Origin of the sequence: Campylobacter concisus, from assembly GCF_003048375.1 — a bacterium.
Taxonomy (GTDB): domain Bacteria; phylum Campylobacterota; class Campylobacteria; order Campylobacterales; family Campylobacteraceae; genus Campylobacter_A; species Campylobacter_A concisus_T.
Genome location: NZ_CP021642.1, coordinates 1,830,366 through 1,851,854, shown reverse-complemented (window position 1 = coordinate 1,851,854; position 21,489 = coordinate 1,830,366). Strand labels below are relative to the sequence as shown.

General features: G+C 35.0%; 15 protein-coding genes. 4 read left to right on the top strand and 11 right to left on the bottom strand.

Annotation, left to right across the window (positions count from 1 at the left end):
- Positions 1-4: 4 nt before the first annotated feature.
- The 7 genes from CCS77_RS09240 to CCS77_RS09210 form a co-directional block, all read right to left on the bottom strand.
- Positions 5-2,782 (bottom strand): AAA family ATPase, encoded by a 2,778-nt coding sequence (locus CCS77_RS09240; protein ID WP_107917212.1) that lies wholly within the window; start codon positions 2,780-2,782, stop codon positions 5-7.
- Positions 2,779-5,082 carry an NAD-binding protein gene (locus CCS77_RS09235; protein ID WP_107917211.1) on the bottom strand — a complete coding sequence of 768 codons (2,304 nt, stop codon included), beginning with the start codon at positions 5,080-5,082 and terminating at the stop codon, positions 2,779-2,781. The genes CCS77_RS09240 and CCS77_RS09235 overlap by 4 nt, the downstream gene beginning before the upstream one ends.
- Positions 5,083-5,243: 161 nt before the next feature.
- On the bottom strand, positions 5,244-6,794 hold the full coding sequence (locus CCS77_RS09230) for a toll/interleukin-1 receptor domain-containing protein (RefSeq protein ID WP_107917210.1): 1,551 nt from the start codon (positions 6,792-6,794) through the stop codon (positions 5,244-5,246).
- A gap of 19 nt (positions 6,795-6,813) precedes the next feature.
- A complete protein-coding gene (locus tag CCS77_RS09225; protein WP_107917209.1) occupies positions 6,814-10,506 on the bottom strand; it encodes a DUF4062 domain-containing protein in 3,693 nt (1,230 codons plus the stop codon).
- 256 nt (positions 10,507-10,762) lie between these two features.
- Positions 10,763-11,293 (bottom strand): thiol peroxidase, encoded by a 531-nt coding sequence (gene tpx, locus CCS77_RS09220; protein ID WP_103575517.1) that lies wholly within the window; start codon positions 11,291-11,293, stop codon positions 10,763-10,765.
- 9 nt (positions 11,294-11,302) lie between these two features.
- Entirely contained in the window at positions 11,303-12,445 is a 1,143-nt protein-coding gene (locus tag CCS77_RS09215; RefSeq protein ID WP_103607213.1) for a trans-sulfuration enzyme family protein, read from the bottom strand.
- 218 nt (positions 12,446-12,663) lie between these two features.
- Positions 12,664-13,119, bottom strand: coding sequence for a DIP1984 family protein (locus CCS77_RS09210; protein WP_107917208.1), 456 nt, complete (start codon positions 13,117-13,119; stop codon positions 12,664-12,666).
- Between the two features lie 88 nt (positions 13,120-13,207).
- Between CCS77_RS09210 and CCS77_RS09205 the strand changes: the two genes are divergently transcribed.
- Complete coding sequence (locus CCS77_RS09205; protein WP_021086330.1) at positions 13,208-14,374, top strand: MalY/PatB family protein; 1,167 nt, start codon at positions 13,208-13,210, stop codon at positions 14,372-14,374.
- An 822-nt stretch (positions 14,375-15,196) separates the two neighbouring features.
- Here the strand turns inward: CCS77_RS09205 and sodB are convergent.
- Complete coding sequence (gene sodB, locus CCS77_RS09200) at positions 15,197-15,814, bottom strand: superoxide dismutase [Fe] (protein WP_107917207.1); 618 nt, start codon at positions 15,812-15,814, stop codon at positions 15,197-15,199.
- 470 nt (positions 15,815-16,284) lie between these two features.
- Here sodB and CCS77_RS09195 point away from each other — a divergent pair, with 470 nt between their 5' ends.
- From CCS77_RS09195 to CCS77_RS09185, 3 genes are read left to right on the top strand one after another with little or no spacing between them, the layout of a single operon-like run.
- Entirely contained in the window at positions 16,285-17,277 is a 993-nt protein-coding gene (locus CCS77_RS09195) for a DctP family TRAP transporter solute-binding subunit (protein ID WP_107917206.1), read from the top strand.
- Positions 17,277-17,819 (top strand): TRAP transporter small permease, encoded by a 543-nt coding sequence (locus tag CCS77_RS09190; RefSeq protein WP_021084026.1) that lies wholly within the window; start codon positions 17,277-17,279, stop codon positions 17,817-17,819. Before CCS77_RS09195 ends, CCS77_RS09190 begins: the two co-directional genes overlap by 1 nt.
- Positions 17,820-17,830: 11 nt before the next feature.
- Entirely contained in the window at positions 17,831-19,114 is a 1,284-nt protein-coding gene (locus CCS77_RS09185; RefSeq protein WP_107856717.1) for a TRAP transporter large permease, read from the top strand.
- Positions 19,115-19,139: 25 nt separating this feature from the next.
- Here CCS77_RS09185 and CCS77_RS09180 read toward each other — a convergent pair whose 3' ends face one another.
- Genes CCS77_RS09180 through CCS77_RS10535 form a run of 3 tightly spaced genes read right to left on the bottom strand, consistent with a single transcriptional unit; the run spans position 19,140 to position 21,480 of the window.
- Positions 19,140-20,189 carry a GGDEF domain-containing protein gene (locus CCS77_RS09180; protein ID WP_107917205.1) on the bottom strand — a complete coding sequence of 350 codons (1,050 nt, stop codon included), beginning with the start codon at positions 20,187-20,189 and terminating at the stop codon, positions 19,140-19,142.
- On the bottom strand, positions 20,182-21,276 hold the full coding sequence (locus CCS77_RS09175; RefSeq protein ID WP_107917204.1) for a GGDEF domain-containing protein: 1,095 nt from the start codon (positions 21,274-21,276) through the stop codon (positions 20,182-20,184). The genes CCS77_RS09180 and CCS77_RS09175 overlap by 8 nt, the downstream gene beginning before the upstream one ends.
- A 45-nt stretch (positions 21,277-21,321) precedes the next feature.
- Positions 21,322-21,480 (bottom strand): hypothetical protein, encoded by a 159-nt coding sequence (locus CCS77_RS10535; RefSeq protein ID WP_180996993.1) that lies wholly within the window; start codon positions 21,478-21,480, stop codon positions 21,322-21,324.
- Positions 21,481-21,489 lie beyond the last annotated feature (9 nt).

Here is a 21,489-nt window from a genome sequence, read left to right as displayed (position 1 = left end):
AGGCTTAAGCATCGTCTTTAACCTGTTTTAAAAACTCATCCTCATCAATAACTTCTTTTTCTATAAGGAGTTTTGCTAGTTTGTTTATCTTGTCTTTGTTTTCTTTGATTAGCTGCTCACACCTTGTTTTTTGTTCTTTTAAAATTTCTAGAACTTCGTTATCTATTTTGTCGTTTAAATTACTACCAAAGCTATCAATAGACTCTAAATTTATATATCCTATATTGCTCATGCCGTAGTTTTTAACAGCACTATATGCCAAATTTGTCGCTACTTTTAGATCGTTAGTCGCGCCAGTGTCTATACCTTCATTTTTTTGAAAATAAATTTCTGCTGTTCTACCTGCAAAAGAGACACAAATTTGGTTTTTGATATCATCAAAGCTTAAATTTTTAACATCCTCTTCTCTATCGAAGGCTACAAAACCAAATGCCTTGCCTCTTGGCTCAACCGTTATTTGTTCTATTTTTACGTGCGGCATTAATATATGTGAAATAATGGCGTGACCTGCTTCATGATATGCTGTTTCAGCTTGTATCTGTGCGTAGGTTTTGCCAGTTAGTTTGTCGCCGTATTTTACATTGTTGATATGCTCTAAAATTAGCTCTTCACTAATGCCTTCAAGCCCGTTACGCAAAGCTTCTAGGGACGCTTCTCTATATGCTTTTTGTAAATCAGCTCCGCTCATTCCTACACTAAATTTTATAAGCTTGCTTTTATTTATGTTGCCTACGGTTGGATTTTTAAGCATCTTGTCTATGAAATATCCACGAGCTTCTTTATCTAACATACCGATATGGATATGTATATCTATGCGACCAGAACGTAAAATAGCAGGATCTAATTTCTCTTTTAAATTCGTAGCAGCGATGATGAAAATATCTAAATTGTCGCCAAAACCATTTATTTCAGTTAAAAATTGATTGATTAAAATATCTAGCCTGCTGCCATCTCTTTTGCCTATAGCATCTATCTCATCTATGAAAATGATCGATGGGGCATACTCCCTAGCTCTTTTAAATACTTTTTTCATTAACTCCATATCTAAAAGCTCACTTCCAGTAGTGCTTATGAAAGGAAGTTCGGCCTCGTTTGCAAATGCTTTTGCAAGCATGGTTTTACCAGTGCCAGGAGGTCCATAAAGCAATATGCCCTTTGGTGCATCTATATTAAAATTTACTATTTTTTCTTTATTTTTTAAAAGAGTAGCTATCTCATTTAAGCGTTTTTTGGCTTTTTCATGCCCAGCTATATCATCAAATTTTATGCTAGGTATATCAGCGATTATGCTTCCTGCCTCATCTGAATAATCAACTGATTTTGGCAGTTTGGCTATGTAAGCATTGTGGTACTTAATAATTAATGTCTTGCCTGTTACTTCGATCTTGTTTAAAAATTTTAATGTTTGATTTTTTCTAAAGCAATCCATAATTAATTCATCGTTTTGTTTTGGATCGTCTTTTATGATATTTTTTAGAGACTTTATAGCTTCACTATCTATGATAAATTTGATCTTTTTGATATCTTTTTGGCAGCTTCTCAAAAGATCTGTTATATTGTCAAATATTTTTTGGCTAAATTTTGATTTTATGCATCTTGCATCGATAAATGGCAGATATGTAAGTAAATTTGCTTTTAATAGCAACTCTTCCTCTTGTGGCATTTCTATTTTTATGCCAAAAGCTTTTTCAAAATTTCTCATATCGGTTTGGAAATTTTCTCTAGCGATACGTAGTAGCGCATTAAAAGTAAGCTTGTTAAACAACACTATCTCGCCTTGAGCAAGTCTAGATAAAAATTCTGGTTTAAAGATAGGCTCTGCTTCACCTCTGCTATAAGCAGTGCTTTTCTCTCTGCTGATAGTTTCTAAAATGATGTTTTGAGCAGAATTTACCTCTAGCGCCATAGTGTTTAGGAAATTTTTATTAGAGTAGAGCTCACTGCCTAAATTTGATGTAAATATAAAAATACATTCACTAAAATCAACAGTCTTTTTAGTAAAATCATCATCTGTTTTACCCCTAGCCATAATGTCTAAAAAGACATTTTGAACATTTGGATGGGCTTTTTCGATCTCGTCAAACACACATATAGACTTAGGATGTTCTTTTACAAATTTGGTTAGATCGCCTTCTCTTTCATTTTTATAGCCAGCACTTAGTCCAGTAAGGGCAAAATTTTGATTTTCACCTTGATATGTGCTCATATTAAAGACTTTAGTAGAATAACCAGTTAAAATTTCCCCTAGTATTTCAGCCAAATAGGTCTTGCCAGTGGCTGGCGGTCCAAGAAAAAAGAAGATAGCTTTTAGAGAATTTATGTTTTTTCTGTAGTAAAAGGTTACGACTTTATCTAGTATTGTCTCTATAGCTTGCTCTTGAGAGTAAATTTTATCTTCTAGTTCTTTTTTTATTTTGTTAATGAGAGAGAAGCATCCTTGATTTGTATGCCATGCTTCTTCTTGTGGTTCGCTCTTATCTATCTTTTTAAGATTGCTAATATTTGTGTTAAAGCCATATCCGTTTTGTTCAAGAATCCTCTTTATTTTATTCACTTCTTCAGAAAATTTAACAGTGTTATTTTTCATTGCAACGTTAATAGCAAATTCATCTATTTTAGTATTATTTTTAGACCTTTTAAGACCAATCGATGCTAAGATTTTTTTAAAATTAGGATCAGTTATTTCAACCGAATTTACCGCTTCTACTATATCTTCAGCTTCTATAACATCTTTGCCTTTTTGTATGGCTATATATTTAGCCGCTAGGAAAATGGTTCTCATTTATTTTTGATTCTGTCTATTTTTTGTTTAAACTCGAATATCTCTTTACAATAGATGGAATTTTCATCTTGTAAGATTTTATCATCTTCAAAAGCTGAAACTATCATATCGTAAGCTCTCATAACTGTCTCTACATCATCACTTTTGTAGTTATGAGGCTTTTTACCATCTTCAACTATATATTTAGAAGCTTCTTCATCATCATTTTTACCATCTTCAACTATATATTTAGAAGCTTCTTCTAGCTCATCCCAGCCGATCAAAAGAGCATGCTCTTTTTTATTGTCATCTTTTCTATGAGGATAGTTTTGCCCCTCTGGTTTTGGTATAGTAGTCCAGCCATTTAAGATATAAAAAGCATTCCAGCGATGTTTTTCCATTTTGGCTAATTTTTCTATGTTGTCAAGACTTATATATGTTGCTAAAATTTTAGCCCCCTCTATCTTATCCCATAAATCTATTTTATTTATATCAGAAACATTTTGATCATTAAGCATAAGATCAAACCATCTATTTCGAGCTTTTTCCTTTGCTTCATCATACTCTAAAAATCTGTTTTTGCTCAATAGCTTGTTTATCGCTTTTAGTTTTATAGGCAAGTGTTCAACTTGCATTCTATTTGAGTCTTGTAAAAAAGGTGACAGACCGCCCCAATTTGTATCATAATCATGAAGATCACTATATCGTTGATCTGCCCTTATGGCCATTTTGTCGTATATCTCATTTACAACGACATCGTAAGAGCAAATTTGAGAAAAATTGCCAAAAGGTATAATGTCTATTTTGTTTTTATCACCTATCTTGATATCATTTGCAATGCCTTTTATGCCATCATGTTTATCTATAAATATAAAAAACTGTTTGTTTTCCAAATGAGTTGATTGATTTTTTATGATCCTAGCTATATCAGTAAGGCTTGCTTGAACGTTAGTTTTACAAAAAATGATTTGGTTAAAATTTTTTATTCCATCTTTGTTAAATAACTCTCTATCATCTTTAAAATAGATATTCCAATTGATTATGCCACCTGCCTTTAAGCCAATAGGATATAGTTTTAAAAACTCGGCTCTCTTTTTTTCGTGGTTATTGTCAAAGATCGTTACGTTTAGTGGTTTGCCGTTAAAAAAATGACCTAAGGCTAAAGCGCGGTATAGCACAGATAGCCCTGCTGCGTCAAAGCCTACTATGGCAAGATTTACACTACCATTATCTATTGTATCTACATTTTCACCTAGAGGGTGCTTCATAAATAGTGTTTGTGCTGCATTGTCATAAACACTAAATGCTCTTATATTAATCATACTTGATGATAAATGTATGTATATATTTTTTTCATTATCTGGATCATTTTTATCTGCTTCAGGAATAACTTTAGTGATAGCTTTCTTAATTTCTAAATTTGATATATTTTTTCTGGTCTTTATGCTTCGCGATACTTTGTCGTTTTCTTTTGATTTTAAATGTATGTATATATTTTTTTCATTATCTGGATCATTTTTATCTGCTTCAGGAATAACTTTAGTAATATCATCCAGAATTTCTGAATTTAATTTATCTTTTTTGTTTTTTATGCTTAGCGATACTTTGTCGTTTTCTTTTTCTTTTATGCTTTGCAATATTTCGTAGTTTTCTTTTGATTCTAAGTGTATGTATATATTTTTTTCATTATCTGGATCATTTTTATCTGCTTCAGGAATAACTTTAGTGATAGCGTCCAGAATTTCTAAATTTGATATATCTTTGCCAGTCATAAGGATGATTTTTTCAGCTTTTGTTATATTGAGTTTATTTAATACATTTTTATCGATAGCGTTACCAGATATAGCATATCCACCAAGTGTGCATATACTATTTAAATTATCATTTGCAGGATTTATGTCCACGACTAATAGCTTTTTATCTTGATGTTTGTTTAAGATATCTTTAGCCAAGGCATATCCCATATCTCCAGCACCGCATATCACGATATGATTTTTTGCAAGAAATTTTAAAAAGAACCATGTTCTAAGCTTTTTGCCAAGTAGTTTAATAAAAACACTGCAGTAAAAAAATAGAGTAAAGACTATAGCTATATAAAGTGAGCATTTACTGACAATGTTAGTTGCTTTAAAATCATAGTTTCCAAGTAATAGAGCTAGCGTTTGGTAGGCTGATTTTAAAAAGCCAGAGAAGAAACCATTTTCAATGGAGTGCCCAAGAAAAGAGAAAAAGACAGTTAAGATACCACATATCAGCATTGTGGTGTCGTTTAAGTTGCTATATATAAAACTACGGTAATACCTTTTAAAATCAAACTTCATTGTGCTCTCCAAATAATATTTTTTATAGTGCAAAGTTTAAAATCACGAAAATTATAATGAGCTATTATACTTTATATTTATAGGTTGTGTGGTTAAAATGAATATAGTATTTTTAATAAAACTAAGTATTGACGTGAAATATTTGTTTTTAGGCTACATATCTAATTTATCCAATATTTAGTAGCCTCTTTATATAAAATCTCTATTTCGTTTTCATCCAACCAAATAAATCTAGTATCCTTTTTTAGCTCAATTGGCTCTTGCGCAGTATCTTTTGCGTTTATTATATATATTTTTATCTCTTTCGTTTCCTTAAAAATAGCAAATAAAAATAAAAAGCTTCGCTCCCAATATCTACTATATTTTTTAGCTTGAAAATTTAAATCCCCATTTGATAGACTATCTATCAAGTCACTTTTATTTTTAAATTCTCGCCATTTTACATCCATCATAAAAGAATTTACTATCTCATTTTTTGTATTAAGTTTTATTACCAATAGATCAGGAGAGCTCATAAATTCTTTAATGCTATCTATGGCATCGCTATCCTCTAAAGATATCGCTCGTTTCACAAAAGAGAGTGAATTTCCAAGTGTATTTTCTATGCCAAATCTTTGCACTAAAAGACCATTTCTCTTTAAAAATGTCGCTGCCATTGTCTCTGCGACTCTGCCATTATATTGTTCATATTCTATATTTTCTAGTTCTATATCCTCATCAGTTTTTATGGTTTCATAAGCTGTTTTAAATCCTTTAAAGATATCGCTGTTTATTGTTTCTGCGCTATCTATATCGATCCATTGGGGCATTATAGAGTTGTTTATAAATAAATTAGGTAATTGCTCTTTTTCGCCATACTTTTTTAAAAAAGGTAATGTGTATTTTTTACTTTCAAATATCGGTGGGGTTTTAATAAACAGATAAAAAGTTATTTTTAACTCTTTTTGGCTCTCGTTATTTCTAAGACTGTTTGCAAAAGCGCTTTTTTCTCTAAGCAAAACATCATTATTTTTAACAAAACCAGGCTTTATGAAATTTGCTATATCCCAATATAACTCTCCCTCAAATCCTTTAAAATAAGATATTGTAGCCCAAGATAAAAAGTGTGGTGAGATGATAAGCTCAGTTTTGCCTTTGCTGGCCCAAAAACAGTTTTCACATAGATATTTTATAAGTTCATCTTTTAAATTAGGATAGCTCTTGCAAAATTTATCTACCTGCTTATTTTTCTCCCAGTCACCAAGTGAAATTTTATATTTCATCGCTTTAAAGTGTTGAATAGCAAAGGTTTTAATATTTGTCTTGCTTAGATTTAAAGTATTATCTCTAGGCGGGCGCAATTTATTTTTTATATCACTGATAAATTGATTTATATCTTTATCTTTTTTATAAAATATCTGCGTATCTACAAAAAAATATTCAGTATCTTCTGTTGTTTCACATCCATCTATATTTATAGGAAATATCGGCTTATTGTATTTTAATGCCAGCCCTAACTCTTTTAATACGTGTTTGGATGCGACCGAATTTTTGGACATCACAAACACAATGGCATTTGAATTTCTTATAGCTTTTGGTATCTCTTTAGTATAGTCGGCTCCGCTAGATATATTATCGTCACATATCCATATCAGCAGTTTTGATACATTTAGCTTAGTTACTATCTCATTTACTTCATTTTTATCTTTGCTAGAATGTGAAATAAATAGCATTTTTACCTCTTTGTTTATATTAGTCTTTTAGCTCATTCAATACTTCCATATACATATTATTCCAATAGTTAAACTCTGGTTCTAATATGACTTTGGCCTTATTTAAAAGCTCTTTCGATATTTCCTGATTGCCACTTCTTTTAAGTGCTTTTGCGATAATTACGATATTTTTAAACGACATATCTATCGCTTCTATAGAAAGATATTGTTCAGGTATGTCTTGCAAAGCTGATAACATATTTGTTATATCGTTTAGGTCTTTGTATCTAACTACAAGGGGATTTAGAATTTTTGCATGATCACTCGCCCATTTTTGAGGATTTTCCTTGTATTTATTCTTGGTGATCTCCCTTGCTTTTTCTAATAAATCTTTTTGTGCTTTTATTTGATCTATTAAATTTGGAGCTTTTATAATATTATGTAGTTGCGTTATATTTGCTATGCATGTATTTGCTGTTTCATCATTTAGCCCATCTGTAGGTAAATTTATTAGCATGTTAAGTGTATTGTCACAGTCTTGTTTAATAAAGTAATTCTTGGCAGCTAAATTTAATATTTCTGCCCAATTATTTGCCCACTTTTTATTATCTTTATTATATAAAGGCTCTATAATATCTTTTGCTTTTATCAATAGCGCCAAGGCTATATTGATATTGCTTACATTGGTAAATTCATGTGTAAAGCTTATGATATTGTTATAGGATATATTCACCAACTCATCACTCATATCTTCTTGTGGGAGTTCAAATAGCCTATTTATAGCACTGTTTATATCTTTGAGCTCATAATATGACACAGCCAATTTATTTAATATATATGCATAGTGATTTGAGTAACTATCAGGCAACTTTTCATATAGTGGTTTTATGATAGAGCTTGCTTTTTCTAATACCATAATGTATTGTTTTGGATTAATATTTTTATTGTTATTTGTAATTTTGACACATATATCATATAAGATATTTGCCAAATTCTCATCTATATGTTCTGTAGGTAGGTTGAGAAATATATCTATTGCGCTATCATTTAATTGATCAGGAGTGATATCAAGTAAGGTATATGGTTCTTTACCAAAAATAATATCCCCACTATTTATTTGCTTGTAGCCTCTAAATTTGCTTAAGAGGTCTTTTAGCTCTTTGCTATCCCCAATATAAAGATACGCAAATAGGAGATTTGTAAAAATCCTTTTATACGTTATTGCCCACTGTTCTTTATCGCTTCCACTATCGATAGCAGCGAGCGAGTTTTTAAGTAACTCTTTTATATCTTTTACTTTATCTTCTTTGTTAAATTTAAAGTATATGGTGGCAAGGTTATTTGTTATTACAGCCTTGCTTCTAGCCCACTTTTTACTATCTTGTTTATATAAAATCTCTACAATATAAGATAAAATTTTAAATCTACTTATTAAGTCCTTGCTTGGATTGTTGTGAGATAAATATGTTAATTTTTTATTTCTTTTTCTTAAAGTATCGTCTATATCGTTTTTATTTGCTAGGATTTGACAATATTTATCAACATTTTCATTGTATCTATTTACATAAAATTCAAGTATTGATAAAAATAGTACCTGCCACCTACCTTTAGAAGTATCAAACAAGACTACTATATCTTCTAAAAAATTTTCAGTCTCTTTTTTTAGTTCATTTTCATAAATTTCATAAATAGCATTTTCAAACTCTCTATGAAAGAAGTATAATACCTCCCTACCATCTATAACACTTCTTTTTAAGAGATCTTTTAATACATACCATAATCTACTCCAATGCACTGTAGGGAAATTTTGTATAGGATTTTTATGCCATTTCTCAGGAGATACTGCTTCTATAAATTTATTATTTCTTTTGTTGTTATTTTTTACTATACAATCAAGTAATTCTAATATCTCATTTTCAGAGAGTCCATTTTGTGATATATAAAGATAACATAGTATCTTTTGAATAAAATCTTTGCTATGATGATGTATCGAACCTAGATTTGATATGAATTCCTTTACTACATCCTTATTATTATTTGCTAGATCAACATCCTTTTTGATCACATCATAGCTTCTCCACTCTGCCATTTCCATTGCAGCCATTTTTATAAAAAATGGAGTTTGAGCATCTTTGTATTGTTCCAAGAAATAGTTTGATTGCTCTTGTGTGACCTTTCTATTTTTTTTCTTTAATGTGTTTTCTAAAAGGTCTAAGGCTTTTGAGTATTTTTTTAGTTCAATAACCTTGTAATTTCTATCTTTTATAAAATTGTAAGCACTTGAATCGTCACTGTAATTGTTATCATTTAGCATACTTATAATAAGCTTAACATTAGATGGCAATATCTCTGGTATCCACTCTGGGTTATTATTTGTGTTTAGTTGATCTATGGCATCTATCATAAATACAAAGTTCTCTTCTTTTTGCCCAAGAGCATTAATGGTCTCTACAGCCTTTTTGCACATATCTTTATATGAAAAGATATCTTCTTTAGATGATATTCCCTCGTCATCTTGAGAGGATAAACTAATTTTTGCATTTTTTATTGTGATATTACCATCTTCAGTCTCTACATAAGGCATGTTATCACCCAGTAGATAACTAAGGACATAGTTTAAATTAGTAGATCTTGGAGTAGTTCCGATAAAAATATAAGATATTTTCTTTAAATTTTTCTCTGCTTCATCTATGATGTGGGCCATTAGGGCTGACTTTCCACTTCCAGATCTACCAGATATAAAATATGGCTTATTGGAATTTGTATCATCTATATAGTCTAGTAGCTCTTTTGTTACTTTATCAAGCTCTGGTGTTGATATAAAATCTTCAAGCTTGTTTGTTTTAAATTTTAAAAAAAGATTCCCATCTTCCTTTTTTTCTTTATCATCATTTCCTTGATCGCTTTTGTTCTCACTTTTAAAAAACTCATCAATTTTTTCTTTTAAAAACTTTTTCAGACATTCTTTAAATCTATCTTTTTCATAATCTAGTTCATTTTTGCCTACAATTTTTGCATCTAGCTCTAGTAAATTTGATACTTGTTCTCTGATCTTTTCTTTTAGCTTTGCGGCTCTTTCGTGATTGTTTGCTTCATAGAAGTTGTTGTCTGTATTGCCTTTATCTTTTATGTTTCTTATAAAGGCAAAAATATTATCTTTTACATTTTCATCTTTAGAAATACGCTCTAAAAATTCAGCTTCCGTAGCAGAAGTGAAATATTTTGCTATTTGGCTTTCTTTCTTAAGAACTTTAGATGCTTCTTGTAAAATTTCTCTTAGTGTATTTTCCACCTTTTCCCATTCTTCGTATTTAACATATTTACCTTTGCGCTCTTGCAATCTATATGACGCTGGGATTTGATTTTCGTCTAGTCTATACCATTCTTTTAGTAATTTTTCATCTTTTACTTTTGATAATAGTATTTCAAATTCATCTTTTTCTATCATGAAGGGCAGAGGTATCCAACCATACCTATCTCCAGTTAGAAGTATAAAATTTGGTTTAGGATGATCCTTGCAATGTTTGACCTCATCAAGACACACTTCTAGTGTTTTTTGATCTAGTTGTGCTTCTTCACTTACTCCCCATCTAAGGTCAATTGGCTGAAACAAAGCTCCTTTATCTACACAGTATTTTTTGATTTCAGGGAAAATTTCAGTTTGTAAAATTTCTCTTTCATCTTTAAAATCAGAAAATGTTGATGAGACAAATACTCTAAAAACCTTTTGCATGACTATCCTCCTAGACTTATTTTAAATTTCATAGTCAATTGTAGCAAAAATAAAGGTTTCTATGTGATACAGAAATTTATGCTCTTAGATCATTTCTAGCTAATTAAAAGAATTTATTATAATATCTGCTTTTGTATTTAAGTATATAAATTATATGTTAGTTAAATCTTATAGCATTATGATTTTAATGAAATAATTAATTGTAGAAAGTTTTAATTCATGGCTTAACGCCGCAAAAGCAGCGTTAGCTTAAATTCTAATGGCAGCCACATCCGCAGCCACATCCGCCGCTTTGTTTTATCGTGTCAAAAACTGCGTCGTAGTTTGGCTCCTGGGTCACTTCAGGGACGATTTGTTTGTGGATGATGACGCCATCTTTGATGACAAAGACCGCTCTTGCAAGCAGGCCTTTTAGCGCCCCGTCACTCATCAGCATGCCGTAGTTTTGGGCAAATTCGCCGTATCTAAAGTCACTTCCCACGCGCAAATTTTCTATGCCCTCAGTCGTGCAAAATCTCCCCATCGCAAATGGCAGGTCGTTTGAGATGATGCTAAGTTTTATGCCGTGTTTTCCAGCTACTTTTTCGTTAAATTTACGTGCTTCTGCCGCACAAACGCCAGTATCAAGTGAGGGCAAGCAGACAAGCACCTCGATGCCGTTATTTCCGCCCACACAAAATTCGCTAAGATCTTGCGCTACGACTCTGGCTTCAGGCGCATAAGAGCCGACAAATAGCTCATTTCCGCTTAAATTTACCTCACTGCCTTTAAATTTTGTAGTTGCCATGATTTCTCCTTATCTTTTAGCTTTTTTAAATGCTTGATCAAGGTCGGCTATTAGATCATCGACGTTTTCGATGCCGATGGCTAGGCGAAGCAAATTTTGTTTTATGCCGATCTTGTCTAGCAACTCTTTTGGATATGCCTCATGCGTCATCGTAGCAGGCCTGCAGATAAGGCTCTCTACGCCACCAAGGCTCACTGCTAGATCAAAAATTTCTAGCGCTTTTACAAATTTATTTACATCATATTTTTCATCAAGCTCAAATGAGATAAGAGCGCCGATATCGCTTGCTTGAGCCGCTTGCATCTTTGCCTCTTGCTCGCTGTATGAGCCAGGGAAATGCACCACACTAACGGCGTCATTATTCTCTAAAAATTTGATGATTTTATGGGTATTTTGCGTTTGTCTGTCAAACCTAACGCTAAGCGTTTTAAGCCCACGTATTAGATAGTATGCGTCCATCGGACTGATGATGCCACCAAGCGTGTTTTTAGCAAATTTTATCTTTTCAGCCAAAGCATCGTCGTTTAGCGTGACGATACCAGCGATCACGTCAGCGTGTCCGCCGATATACTTTGTAGCACTATAAACCACGATGTCAGCTCCGTGCTCAAGCACTTTTTGATAGTAAGGCGTCAAAAATGTGTTATCCACGATGACTAGAGCGCCCTTTTTGTGAGCGATCTTTGAAATTCTAGCGATATCAGTCACTCTTAAAAGAGGGTTTGAGGGAGTTTCGATGAAGATAGCTGCCACATCATCACTTATATCATCTTCGCTTAAAAAATTTAGATCATCTATAAATTCGCTCTTTATGCCGTGACTTTCAAAAACGCTCGTGACATATCTATATGTGCCGCCATAGACATTGCTATTTAGCAGGACTTTTTGCCCTGTTTTTATAAGGCTAAGTGCAGCTGCTGTTGCTGCCATGCCTGAGCCAAAGCTAAATGCGTATTTGCTACCTTCAACTTTAGCAAAGATATCATCAAACGCCTTTTTTGTAGGGTTGTTGCCACGTGAGTAGGCAAATTCTTGAAAATTTTCAAGGTCATCTTGCACGAAGGTGCTAGCTAAAAATACAGGCGGAACGACCGCTTTGTTTGGGTTGTTTTTAGCTTCGATGCCTTTTACGATGAGAGTGTCTAGTTTCATAAATTTCCTTTTTAAAAATTTACGAAATTTTACATGATAAAGATTAATTTTCCCCAAACCCACCCAAAATATAGCCAAACCAGTAAGTGGTAGTAAAAGTGCTTTTTAAATTTGCATTTGTAAGATTGCTAAGACTAAATTTAAGCTTTTGCCTGGTCTTCGCAAGCCGCTAATGTATGGTTTTTTACTCGCTTTTGGCTAAATTTTTACCATAAATTTTACTCTACTAGATCAACCGACCAGTTTGCCTCCTGAAGCTTCATCTCAAGCTCTCTGATCTCTTTTGAAATCGCATCTACTTGCTTTTGAAGTGCGCTCACATCGACCGTGCTTAAAATTTTGATCTCGCTGTTTGAGTAAAGATCGACCTTTTGACTAGCACTCGTGGCAAACTCCCTAAGCACGTTTGCTTTTAGCACCAAAGCATCCTTTTTAGCGATCATCTCAGTGAGGCTCATGCCATCAAATTTAGCACTTGAGTTTGTTAAATTTATAGAGCAAATGAGCGTAAAAAGCTCGCTTGTTAGCTTATCAAGCTCTTTTAAAAGCAGCTTTGGATCCTCGCTTGGACTTTCATTCTCCTGCGTTTTTGCATTGCTAAGTAGCCTAACTTTTAGCTGTTCGATACGCTTTTGCGTGTCAGATCTTAGGATGAGAGCCTGAGCTAGTTTCATCACTTTTCCTTTTTTGGTATTAAATTTTTAAATCATCTTAGTATCTTTTGGGTTATAATTGATTTAAAATTTTATTTAAGGAAAAGCTATGAAGTACGATTTTGACACATTAGTAAGCAGAGAAGGCACCAACTCATCAAAATGGCGTATGAAGAGCGATGTTTTGCCGATGTGGGTTGCAGATATGGACTTTAAGGCCGCACCTGAGATCTTAAGCGTCTTGCAAAAGCGCCTTGATAACGGCGTCTTTGGCTACTCTTTCATACCAAAAGAGTGGAACGAAGCGATAAAGAGCTGGTGGCAAAGACGTCACAACGTGAGCTTAGAGAACGAGTGGATGTGCTTTTGCACTGGCGTCATACCGGCCATCTCGACCGCCATTAGGAGATTTAGCAGCCCAGGAGATCAAATTTTAGTGCAAGCGCCTGTCTATCACGTCTTTTTTAACTGCATCAAAAACAACGGACGTGAAATTTTATCAAACGACCTCGTCTATAAAAATGGCTCTTACGAGATCGACTTTGACGACCTCGAGGCAAAGCTAGCTCAGCCGCTAACTACTATGATGCTTCTTTGCAACCCTCACAACCCAATAGGCAAAATTTGGGACAAAGAGACGCTTAAAAAGATAGGCGAGCTTTGCTATAAGCACGATGTTTTGGTTATTAGCGATGAAATTCACTGCGATATAACTGATCCAGGTCTAAACTACGTGCCATTTATCAGCGTTAGCGAGGAGTGCAAAAACAACTCCATCACGTGCATCTCGCCTACAAAGGCCTTTAACATAGCTGGCCTTCAAAGCTCAGCCGTCGTCACGCCAAATGAAAAGATCAGATCAAGGCTAAATGCCGCTATCAACTACGATGAGGTCGGCGAGGCAAATGCCTTTGCGATCATCGCCGCAATAGCTGCATTTAACGAGGGCGAAGCGTGGCTTGATGAGCTTAGAGAGTATCTTTTTGAAAACAAAAAGGTCGTTGCAAACTTCATAAAAGAGCAAGGCTTGCCAGTGAAGCTCTTGCCATCGAGTGCGACCTATCTTTTGTGGCTTGACTGCAGTGCGTTTTGCGAGGATTCGAGTGAGTTTATGAATTTCTTGCGCGATAAAGCTGGACTTTGGCTAAATGACGGCAACGCTTACAGAGGAGATAGATTTTTCCTTCGTATGAATATCGCAACGCAGCGTGAAAGGGTGCTTGAAGGGCTAAAACGCTTGCAAAATGGTATAAATTTATACACTTCAAAAAGATAAATTTTGGCTGGGTGGCTTTGAAATTTAAGCCACCTTTGCTTGATACAAAATATCTACCAGGGGCATTTTGAAGTAACAAATACTGCTCCCATTTCTTAAATATCAAAGTGAGTATTACTCATAAATTTAAAGGCGAGATAGCTTTTGTTATTTTGCTACTTCGCTAACGTGTATTAGTGCCAAAAATAGTGTCGTGGTCGCGCTTGGGCTGTTTGAAGCTGTAAACCGCGATTATTTTGAGCATTAATGTGGCTTTGGCTCATAAATTTAGTAGCTTAAATTTGAAAGATAGAAATTTAAAGGCGAGATAGCTCGCGCTTAAGCAAAAAGCCTTTGAACGCGAATGCTCAGGGGCATTTTGAGTATCAGGGTGGTTTTAAATTTAAAGGCGTGAAGTTGTTTTATAGCGCTAAATTTAAAGTGAAAGCCACTGCACCAAAATAGATTAGACCGTCAAAACAAGCATTTTACGCCTTTTAAAGCAGCAATCATCGCGCCTATTGCTTGCTAAATTTAGCAACTCAAAAGAAATTTGAAAGTGAGATATCCCGCGCTAGCGTTAGATTTAAAAGAAGCCGCTTGCAAAACAAGAATTTGAGCCGTTTAAAATCGCATTATTTTTTAAAAGTGATTTTGCTTAGAAATTTGATGATTTTAAAATTTAAAAAATAGAAATTTAAAGATGAGCTAGCTCATGCTGGTTGTAAATTTATAAAAAGGTCATTTGTCAAAAGAAGCATTTGCACTCTTTTAAAATGATAAATTTGATAGTTAAATTTGAAAAAAAGTAGAAATTTAAAGGCGGGAAAGTCCCGCCAGATATCATTTATGTAGTTCTTTTGTGTAAAACTCAACTGAGCCAAGGCCCTCTTTTAGCGCCCACTCGTAAGCTTTGCTTACAAATTCCCAGTTTATGTTCTCATAAAATGTCTCTAGGTATTTTGGACGAGCATTGAAGTTGTCGATGTAGTAAGCGTGCTCCCAAACGTCAACGACTAAAAGTGGCACTTTTCCATCGCTCACTGGAGTTTTTGCGTTGCTAGTTTGCACGATCTCTAGCTTTTTGCTGCTTGGATCAAATACAAGCCACGCCCAGCCTGAACCAAAAAGCGTTGTAGCTGCCTTTAAAAACTCTTCTTTAAAGTTTGCGAAATTTGCTTCGATCGCAGCTTTTAGCTCGCTTGACATCTCGCTTTTTTTAGCGATACAGTCCCAGTAAAAGTCGTGGTTATAAACTTGAGCGACGTTGTTGTAAAGGCCACCTTCGCTATTTCTTAGGATCTCGTAAAATGATGCGTCAGCAAATTTTGTATCTTTTATGAGATTGTTTAAATTTGCAACATAGGTCGCGTGGTGCTTGCCGTAGTGGTATTCACAGGTTTTAGCACTTACTACTGCATTGTGGTTTGCGTCAAACGGAAGTTTTCTTAATTCAAACATAATAATTCCTTAATAATAAAATTTGTTATTTCGCATTATAGCCACAAAAGATTAACAAACAAAATCTTTTAAAATTTAAGCCAAAAATAGGGCGTTTTTATAAAAGCTAAATTTTTCATTTATAAAAGATAGGAGAATTTGCTTTAAAAATTTATGGTTATAAGAGTGAAAATTTATATCCTAAAAGAGCAAATTTAGCTCTCTAAAAGAGAGAAAAGTAAATTTAAATTTCTCTAAATGTAAAAAATAATACAAAAATATGTGTAGAAACGTAACAAAAATAGACTATAAAAATGATAAATAAATTTTTACGTTAAATTTACAAAGCAAAAACTATCCATTTTAGATCAAAAATGTTACAAAAATACACATATAAAAATAAAGATATGTGAATTTATGAAACAAAATTTCTAAATTTTTATTTTTGAAATTTATAATGCACCTATCAAAACTATTACAAAGGATGAAAGATGAAATTCTTACAAGCTTTACTTTTTACATGTGCCATCAGTGGCTTAGCATTTGGTGCGGATAAGGTCTATACGATCAAATTTGCTCACGTTGTTGCAGCTTCTACGCCAAAGGGCAAGGCAGCTGACTTTTTTGCAAAGCGTGCTGAGGAGCTAAGTGGCGGTAAGATAAAAGTTCAAGTCTTCCCATCAGCTCAGCTACTTGATGATGACAGAGTTTTTGGCGCGTTAAAACTTGGTAACGTTCAAATGGCAGCTCCTAGTTTTTCTAAATTTACACCTATCGTGCCGCAGTTTCAGCTATTTGACCTACCTTTCATCTTTAAAGATGCAGACCACCTTCACAAGGTTCAAGATGGCGCAGTTGGCGAGGAGCTAAAAGACCTTGTGACTAAGAAAGGCTTTGTAGCGCTTGATTACTGGGATGCTGGTTTTAAGCACTTTAGCTCAAGTAAAAAACCGATCCTTGTGCCAGAAGATGCAAAAGGACAAAAATTTAGAATCCAAAGCTCAAAAGTGCTTGAAGAGCAGATCAAAGCGATCGGTGGCAACCCACAAGTTCTGCCATTTTCAGAGGTTTATTCTGCGCTTCAACAAGGCGTAGTTGATGCGACTGAAAACCCACTATCAAATTTCTATAACTCTAAATTTCACGAGGTTCAAAGCTCTCTTACGCTTTCACACCACGGATATCTAGGCTATCTAGTTGTTATGAGTGATAAATTTTGGAACAAACTACCAGATGATCTAAAAGCAAATGTAAAACAAGCTCTAAGCGAGGCTACAGCTTACGAGAGAGAAGAGACAGCTAAAGAGGACGCTCACGTCATAGCCGAGCTTGAAAAATATATAGCAGAGACTAAAAAGCTAGAAATTTTCAAGATAGACGACGCACAAAAAGCCGAGTGGGAGAAGACTATGCAGGCTATCTATCCTAAATTTTACGATGTCATCGGCAAAGAGCTTATAGAAAAAACAATCGAGACAAAATAATGAAAAATTTCATTAACGCTCTTGATATATTGATAGTCTCGCTCAATAAGACTATCGCCGTTTTAGGGCTAGCTAGTGGAACGCTACTAGCCTTTGCCAACGTCGTGGCTAGATACTTTTTTGACAAAAGCTGGTCATGGGCGAGCGAGCTATCAAACTACTTATTTATTTGGTCGGCGTTTTTTGCCGCAGCGTATGGCTTTAACAAGGGCATCCACGTGAGCGTAACTATCTTGGTGGAGAAATTTCCACCAGCGCTTGCAAAGGCGTGCCTGCTCTTTTCGCACATTTTAACAACTGTCTTTTTGATATTTATCGCGGTTTATTCGGTTGATTATCTTAAAATTTTGCACGAGATCGAGCAGATGATAATAGACCTTGGCATACCTCAATGGGTCCCTATGCTAGTGCTTCCAATAGCCTTTGTCACAGCTAGCTACCGCTCGGCTGAAAAGGCTATCAAAGTAGCTCTAACTCCAGCAGCAAAGGTCGTAAGCAACGAAGCGCACGAGCTAGCTCATGGTAGCGTAGTCAAAGACTAAGGAGAAAAAAGATGACAATAGCATTTTTATTTATCCTGCTTTTTGCACTGATGCTAATAGGCGTGCCAGTCGCGGTTTCGCTAGGCACAAGCACCGTTTTAACGATGATATTTTTTACAGACATAGACATCGCTACGATCCCGCAGCTAATTTTTGATGGTATCAATAAATTTTCACTAATGGCGATCCCGATGTTTATTTTGGCTGGAAATTTACTAAGCAAAGGCGGCTCAGCAAGGCGTATCATCGACTTTGCAAAGTCTATGGTCGGACACTTGCCAGGTGGCTTGCCTATGAGCGCGATATTTGCCTGCATCATCTTTGCAGCCGTCTCTGGAAGCTCACCTGCGACGGTTGTGGCCATTGGCTCAATTATGTTTGCAGCTATAAAAGAGGCTGGCTATCCAAAAGAGTACGCAGTGGGCGGCATAACTACGGCTGGCTCGCTTGGAATTTTGATCCCACCTTCAGTTGTTATGATAGTTTATGGTGTAACTGCTGAGGTTAGTATCGGCAAGCTCTTTATGGCTGGCGTCGTACCTGGTCTTATGCTTGGTGGCATGATGCTTGCGCAAACCTACGTTGGAGCAAAAAAGCTTGGATTTAAAGCGACTAAGGCTGAGCCATTTAAAGTAAGAGTGCAGAAATTTGCAAAAGCATTTTGGGCGCTACTTATCGTTGTTGTGGTCATTGGCGGAATTTATGGAGGCATATTCACTCCGACTGAAGCTGCTGCGGCAAGTGCTGTTTATGCGCTATTTATCTCACTTTTTATCTATAGAGATATAAAGATAAAAGATCTTTGGGACATCTGCCTAGACTCAGCCCTTACAACAGCTATGATATTTTTCATCATCGCAAATGCCGTTGTTTTTGCATATTTGCTAACTAGCGAGCAGATCCCGCAAGCGATCGCTTCGATGATACTTGACGCAAATATCGGCATGATAGGATTTTTGATATTTGTAAATATCTTGCTCTTTATCATGGGTCAGTTTATGGAGCCTTCAAGCGTTATCATGATCATGGTGCCGCTCTTACTTCCGATAGCTACGCAGCTTGGCGTTGATCCTATTCACTTTGGTATCATCTTGGTTGTAAATATGGAGATAGGTATGGTGACTCCGCCTGTTGGACTAAATTTATTTGTCGCAAGCGGTCTTACAAATATGAACTTAAAAGAGGTCATCATGGCGTGCTTGCCATGGACGCTGACCTTGTTCTTTGGCCTTATCTTGGTTACTTATATACCGCAAATTTCACTTTGGCTACCAAACATAATGTATGGACATTAAAATTTAGAGGCTTAGGCCTCTAAATTTATCCTTTTGGATCGTAATCCGCACTCATAACGATATTTTTACCATTTCGCTTACCGACATAAAGCAGCTCGTCAGCTTGCTTGATCATACGCTCGATATTTACCTCAGTGTTGCCGCTGTGAGCCACGACACCAAAGGTCATAGTAGCTATGATTCTATGGTTTTCAAATTCAACGACATTTTGATTAAGCGTCTCTCTGATACGCTCTAAGATGCTAACCGCTTTTGCCTTTTTAACGTCAAAGATAACAGCCAAAAACTCTTCGCCGCCAAATCTCGCAACCCTATCTTCATTTCTGAAAGCGTTTTTGAAAATTTTAGAAAGGCTCTTTAGCACTTCATCGCCTGCGCCGTGTCCGTAGGTGTCGTTTATCTTTTTAAAGTTATCGATGTCGCACATCACGATAGCAAAGTCATTGCCGTCAAATAAATTCTTTTGTCTAAAAATTTGTTGCATCGAAGCTCGGTTTAAAAGTCCAGTTAGTGGGTCGTGGTTAAAGACAGCTTTAGCGGACTCTTTCTCTTCTAAGATGCCTAAGAATATAAATAAATTTGAGCTCTCTAGCAAAAATGATGTTAAGACAGCAAACACACAAGATGCAGTTAGGTTAAATACAAAAAATATCTCTTTGTATAAAGGATCGTCCTTTGCTGGTAGATCTATCACTAGATAAAAAAATAAAAATGCCGCGATATCTAGTAAAGAGATAATTCTGCTTAACATTTTAAAGCTAACTGATAAGAAAAAGAGGCTAATAGTTGATGTTAAAAATAAAATTTCAAAGCCCCAGCCTAGACCAAGGATAAAGACGCAAAGTGAGGCGTGGAGTAAAATTTCTACTTGCAAGATGAGCATCACGATCTTGTTGTTCTCTTCGCTATCAAAGAGTATCTTTAGTGCAAAAAGATATATGCTAACAGAAAGGATGTTTGCCACAGCCAAAATTTCTTCGCCCATGAGGTAGAACATAACTAGGTAAAAAGTATGTACAGCTAGAAGCGAAAAGACGATGATCTTTTGTGAGATATAAAGTGAAATTTTAGGCATTGTCTTTGTCCTTATTTGCCTTCATGATCTCATACTCGATGCGGTCTTTGCCATTTTTCTTGCCCTCATATAGCTTTTTATCAGCTTTGTTTATGACTGTGTCGATATCAGTTATAACGCCATTTGCGCAAAGGACTAGACCAAAGGTCATGGTTACTGAGCTCTTATCAGGCAGTTTTACCTGCGCTATCCTTGTGCCAAGTCTGGTTTCTACCTTTTTTACGTCTTCGGTTTTAACTTCAGGCAAGATAACTAGAAATTCCTCTCCACCCCACCTACAAATGTGGTCATTTTCTCTAAAAGTATCTTGCAAGGCTCTTGCGATCTCTTTTAAGACCTTATCGCCCCAGTCGTGTCCGTAGGTGTCATTTATCTTTTTGAAGTTATCGATGTCTCCTAGCATAACGACTAAATTTGCGTCACTGCTTTTTTCTCTAAGCTCTTTTAGCTCATATCTAAGTGTTCTTTCAATAGAGCGTCTATTTAAAAGACCGGTTAAAAAGTCATACTTAGAAATTCTCTCTATCTCCTCTTTCTCTTCGCTGATCTGTTTGTAGCCACTAGATGTGATCGCATCAGAGAAAAACGAAAGTCTAAAGACCAAGTAAAAAGTAAAGAAAACGCTTATACAGGTTGAGCCTATTTGTACCATGGTGTCTATCTCAACTACTTTATCTTTATATGTAAGATATAGCCACAAAAGGACAAATAGCTCAAGAAGGCAGACAGAGTAGGTAAGAAGTCTTTGGTTAAAAGCCAAAAAGTAGTTTATAAAGATAACGCCAAGGAGTGTTATCCATATACTAGAGCTCCAGCCCATGCCAACAACGCCAGCGATAACTGCGGTGATGACATTTAGTTGAAAGATGGCCGAGATTAAAAATCTGTATTTGATATTAAATCTAATCCTTAAAGCAGTGCTAATAGAAAGAAATAAAAAACAGATAAAAATGATCGTTAAGTCAAAGTAAAAACTACACAGCACGATCAAGACAAAGGCGTTACTTACTATCGCTACGTTTAATATCGTTTTGTAAATGTCATCGATAGCCTTGTAGCTATCTTGCTCTATAAATTCCTGTACCAAGCATTCTCTCCGTTAATTTCATCCATTAAATTTAATTAGACCATTTTAATACGAGTCGTAACTATCCTCATTCTCATCGCTATCTTCATAGTTGTAGTCATTTTCGTCGTAGTTATAGTCATAGCTATCGCTACTATCCTCGTCCTCGTCGTTAAATTCAGAGTAGTCTTCTTCTACCTCTTCGTAGTCAAAATCATCACTCATTTTTCTCTC

Coding starts and splice junctions, on each gene's coding strand:
- CCS77_RS10535 (WP_180996993.1), bottom strand. CDS start 21,480: ATGAGTGATGATTTTGACTACGAAGAGGTAGAAGAAGACTACTCTGAA.
- CCS77_RS09190 (WP_021084026.1), top strand. CDS start 17,277: ATGAAAAATTTCATTAACGCTCTTGATATATTGATAGTCTCGCTCAAT.
- CCS77_RS09195 (WP_107917206.1), top strand. CDS start 16,285: ATGAAATTCTTACAAGCTTTACTTTTTACATGTGCCATCAGTGGCTTA.
- CCS77_RS09215 (WP_103607213.1), bottom strand. CDS start 12,445: ATGAAACTAGACACTCTCATCGTAAAAGGCATCGAAGCTAAAAACAAC.
- CCS77_RS09180 (WP_107917205.1), bottom strand. CDS start 20,189: ATGCCTAAAATTTCACTTTATATCTCACAAAAGATCATCGTCTTTTCG.
- CCS77_RS09235 (WP_107917211.1), bottom strand. CDS start 5,082: ATGAAGTTTGATTTTAAAAGGTATTACCGTAGTTTTATATATAGCAAC.
- CCS77_RS09210 (WP_107917208.1), bottom strand. CDS start 13,119: ATGAAACTAGCTCAGGCTCTCATCCTAAGATCTGACACGCAAAAGCGT.
- CCS77_RS09240 (WP_107917212.1), bottom strand. CDS start 2,782: ATGAGAACCATTTTCCTAGCGGCTAAATATATAGCCATACAAAAAGGC.
- tpx (WP_103575517.1), bottom strand. CDS start 11,293: ATGGCAACTACAAAATTTAAAGGCAGTGAGGTAAATTTAAGCGGAAAT.
- CCS77_RS09225 (WP_107917209.1), bottom strand. CDS start 10,506: ATGCAAAAGGTTTTTAGAGTATTTGTCTCATCAACATTTTCTGATTTT.
- CCS77_RS09205 (WP_021086330.1), top strand. CDS start 13,208: ATGAAGTACGATTTTGACACATTAGTAAGCAGAGAAGGCACCAACTCA.
- sodB (WP_107917207.1), bottom strand. CDS start 15,814: ATGTTTGAATTAAGAAAACTTCCGTTTGACGCAAACCACAATGCAGTA.
- CCS77_RS09185 (WP_107856717.1), top strand. CDS start 17,831: ATGACAATAGCATTTTTATTTATCCTGCTTTTTGCACTGATGCTAATA.
- CCS77_RS09230 (WP_107917210.1), bottom strand. CDS start 6,794: ATGCTATTTATTTCACATTCTAGCAAAGATAAAAATGAAGTAAATGAG.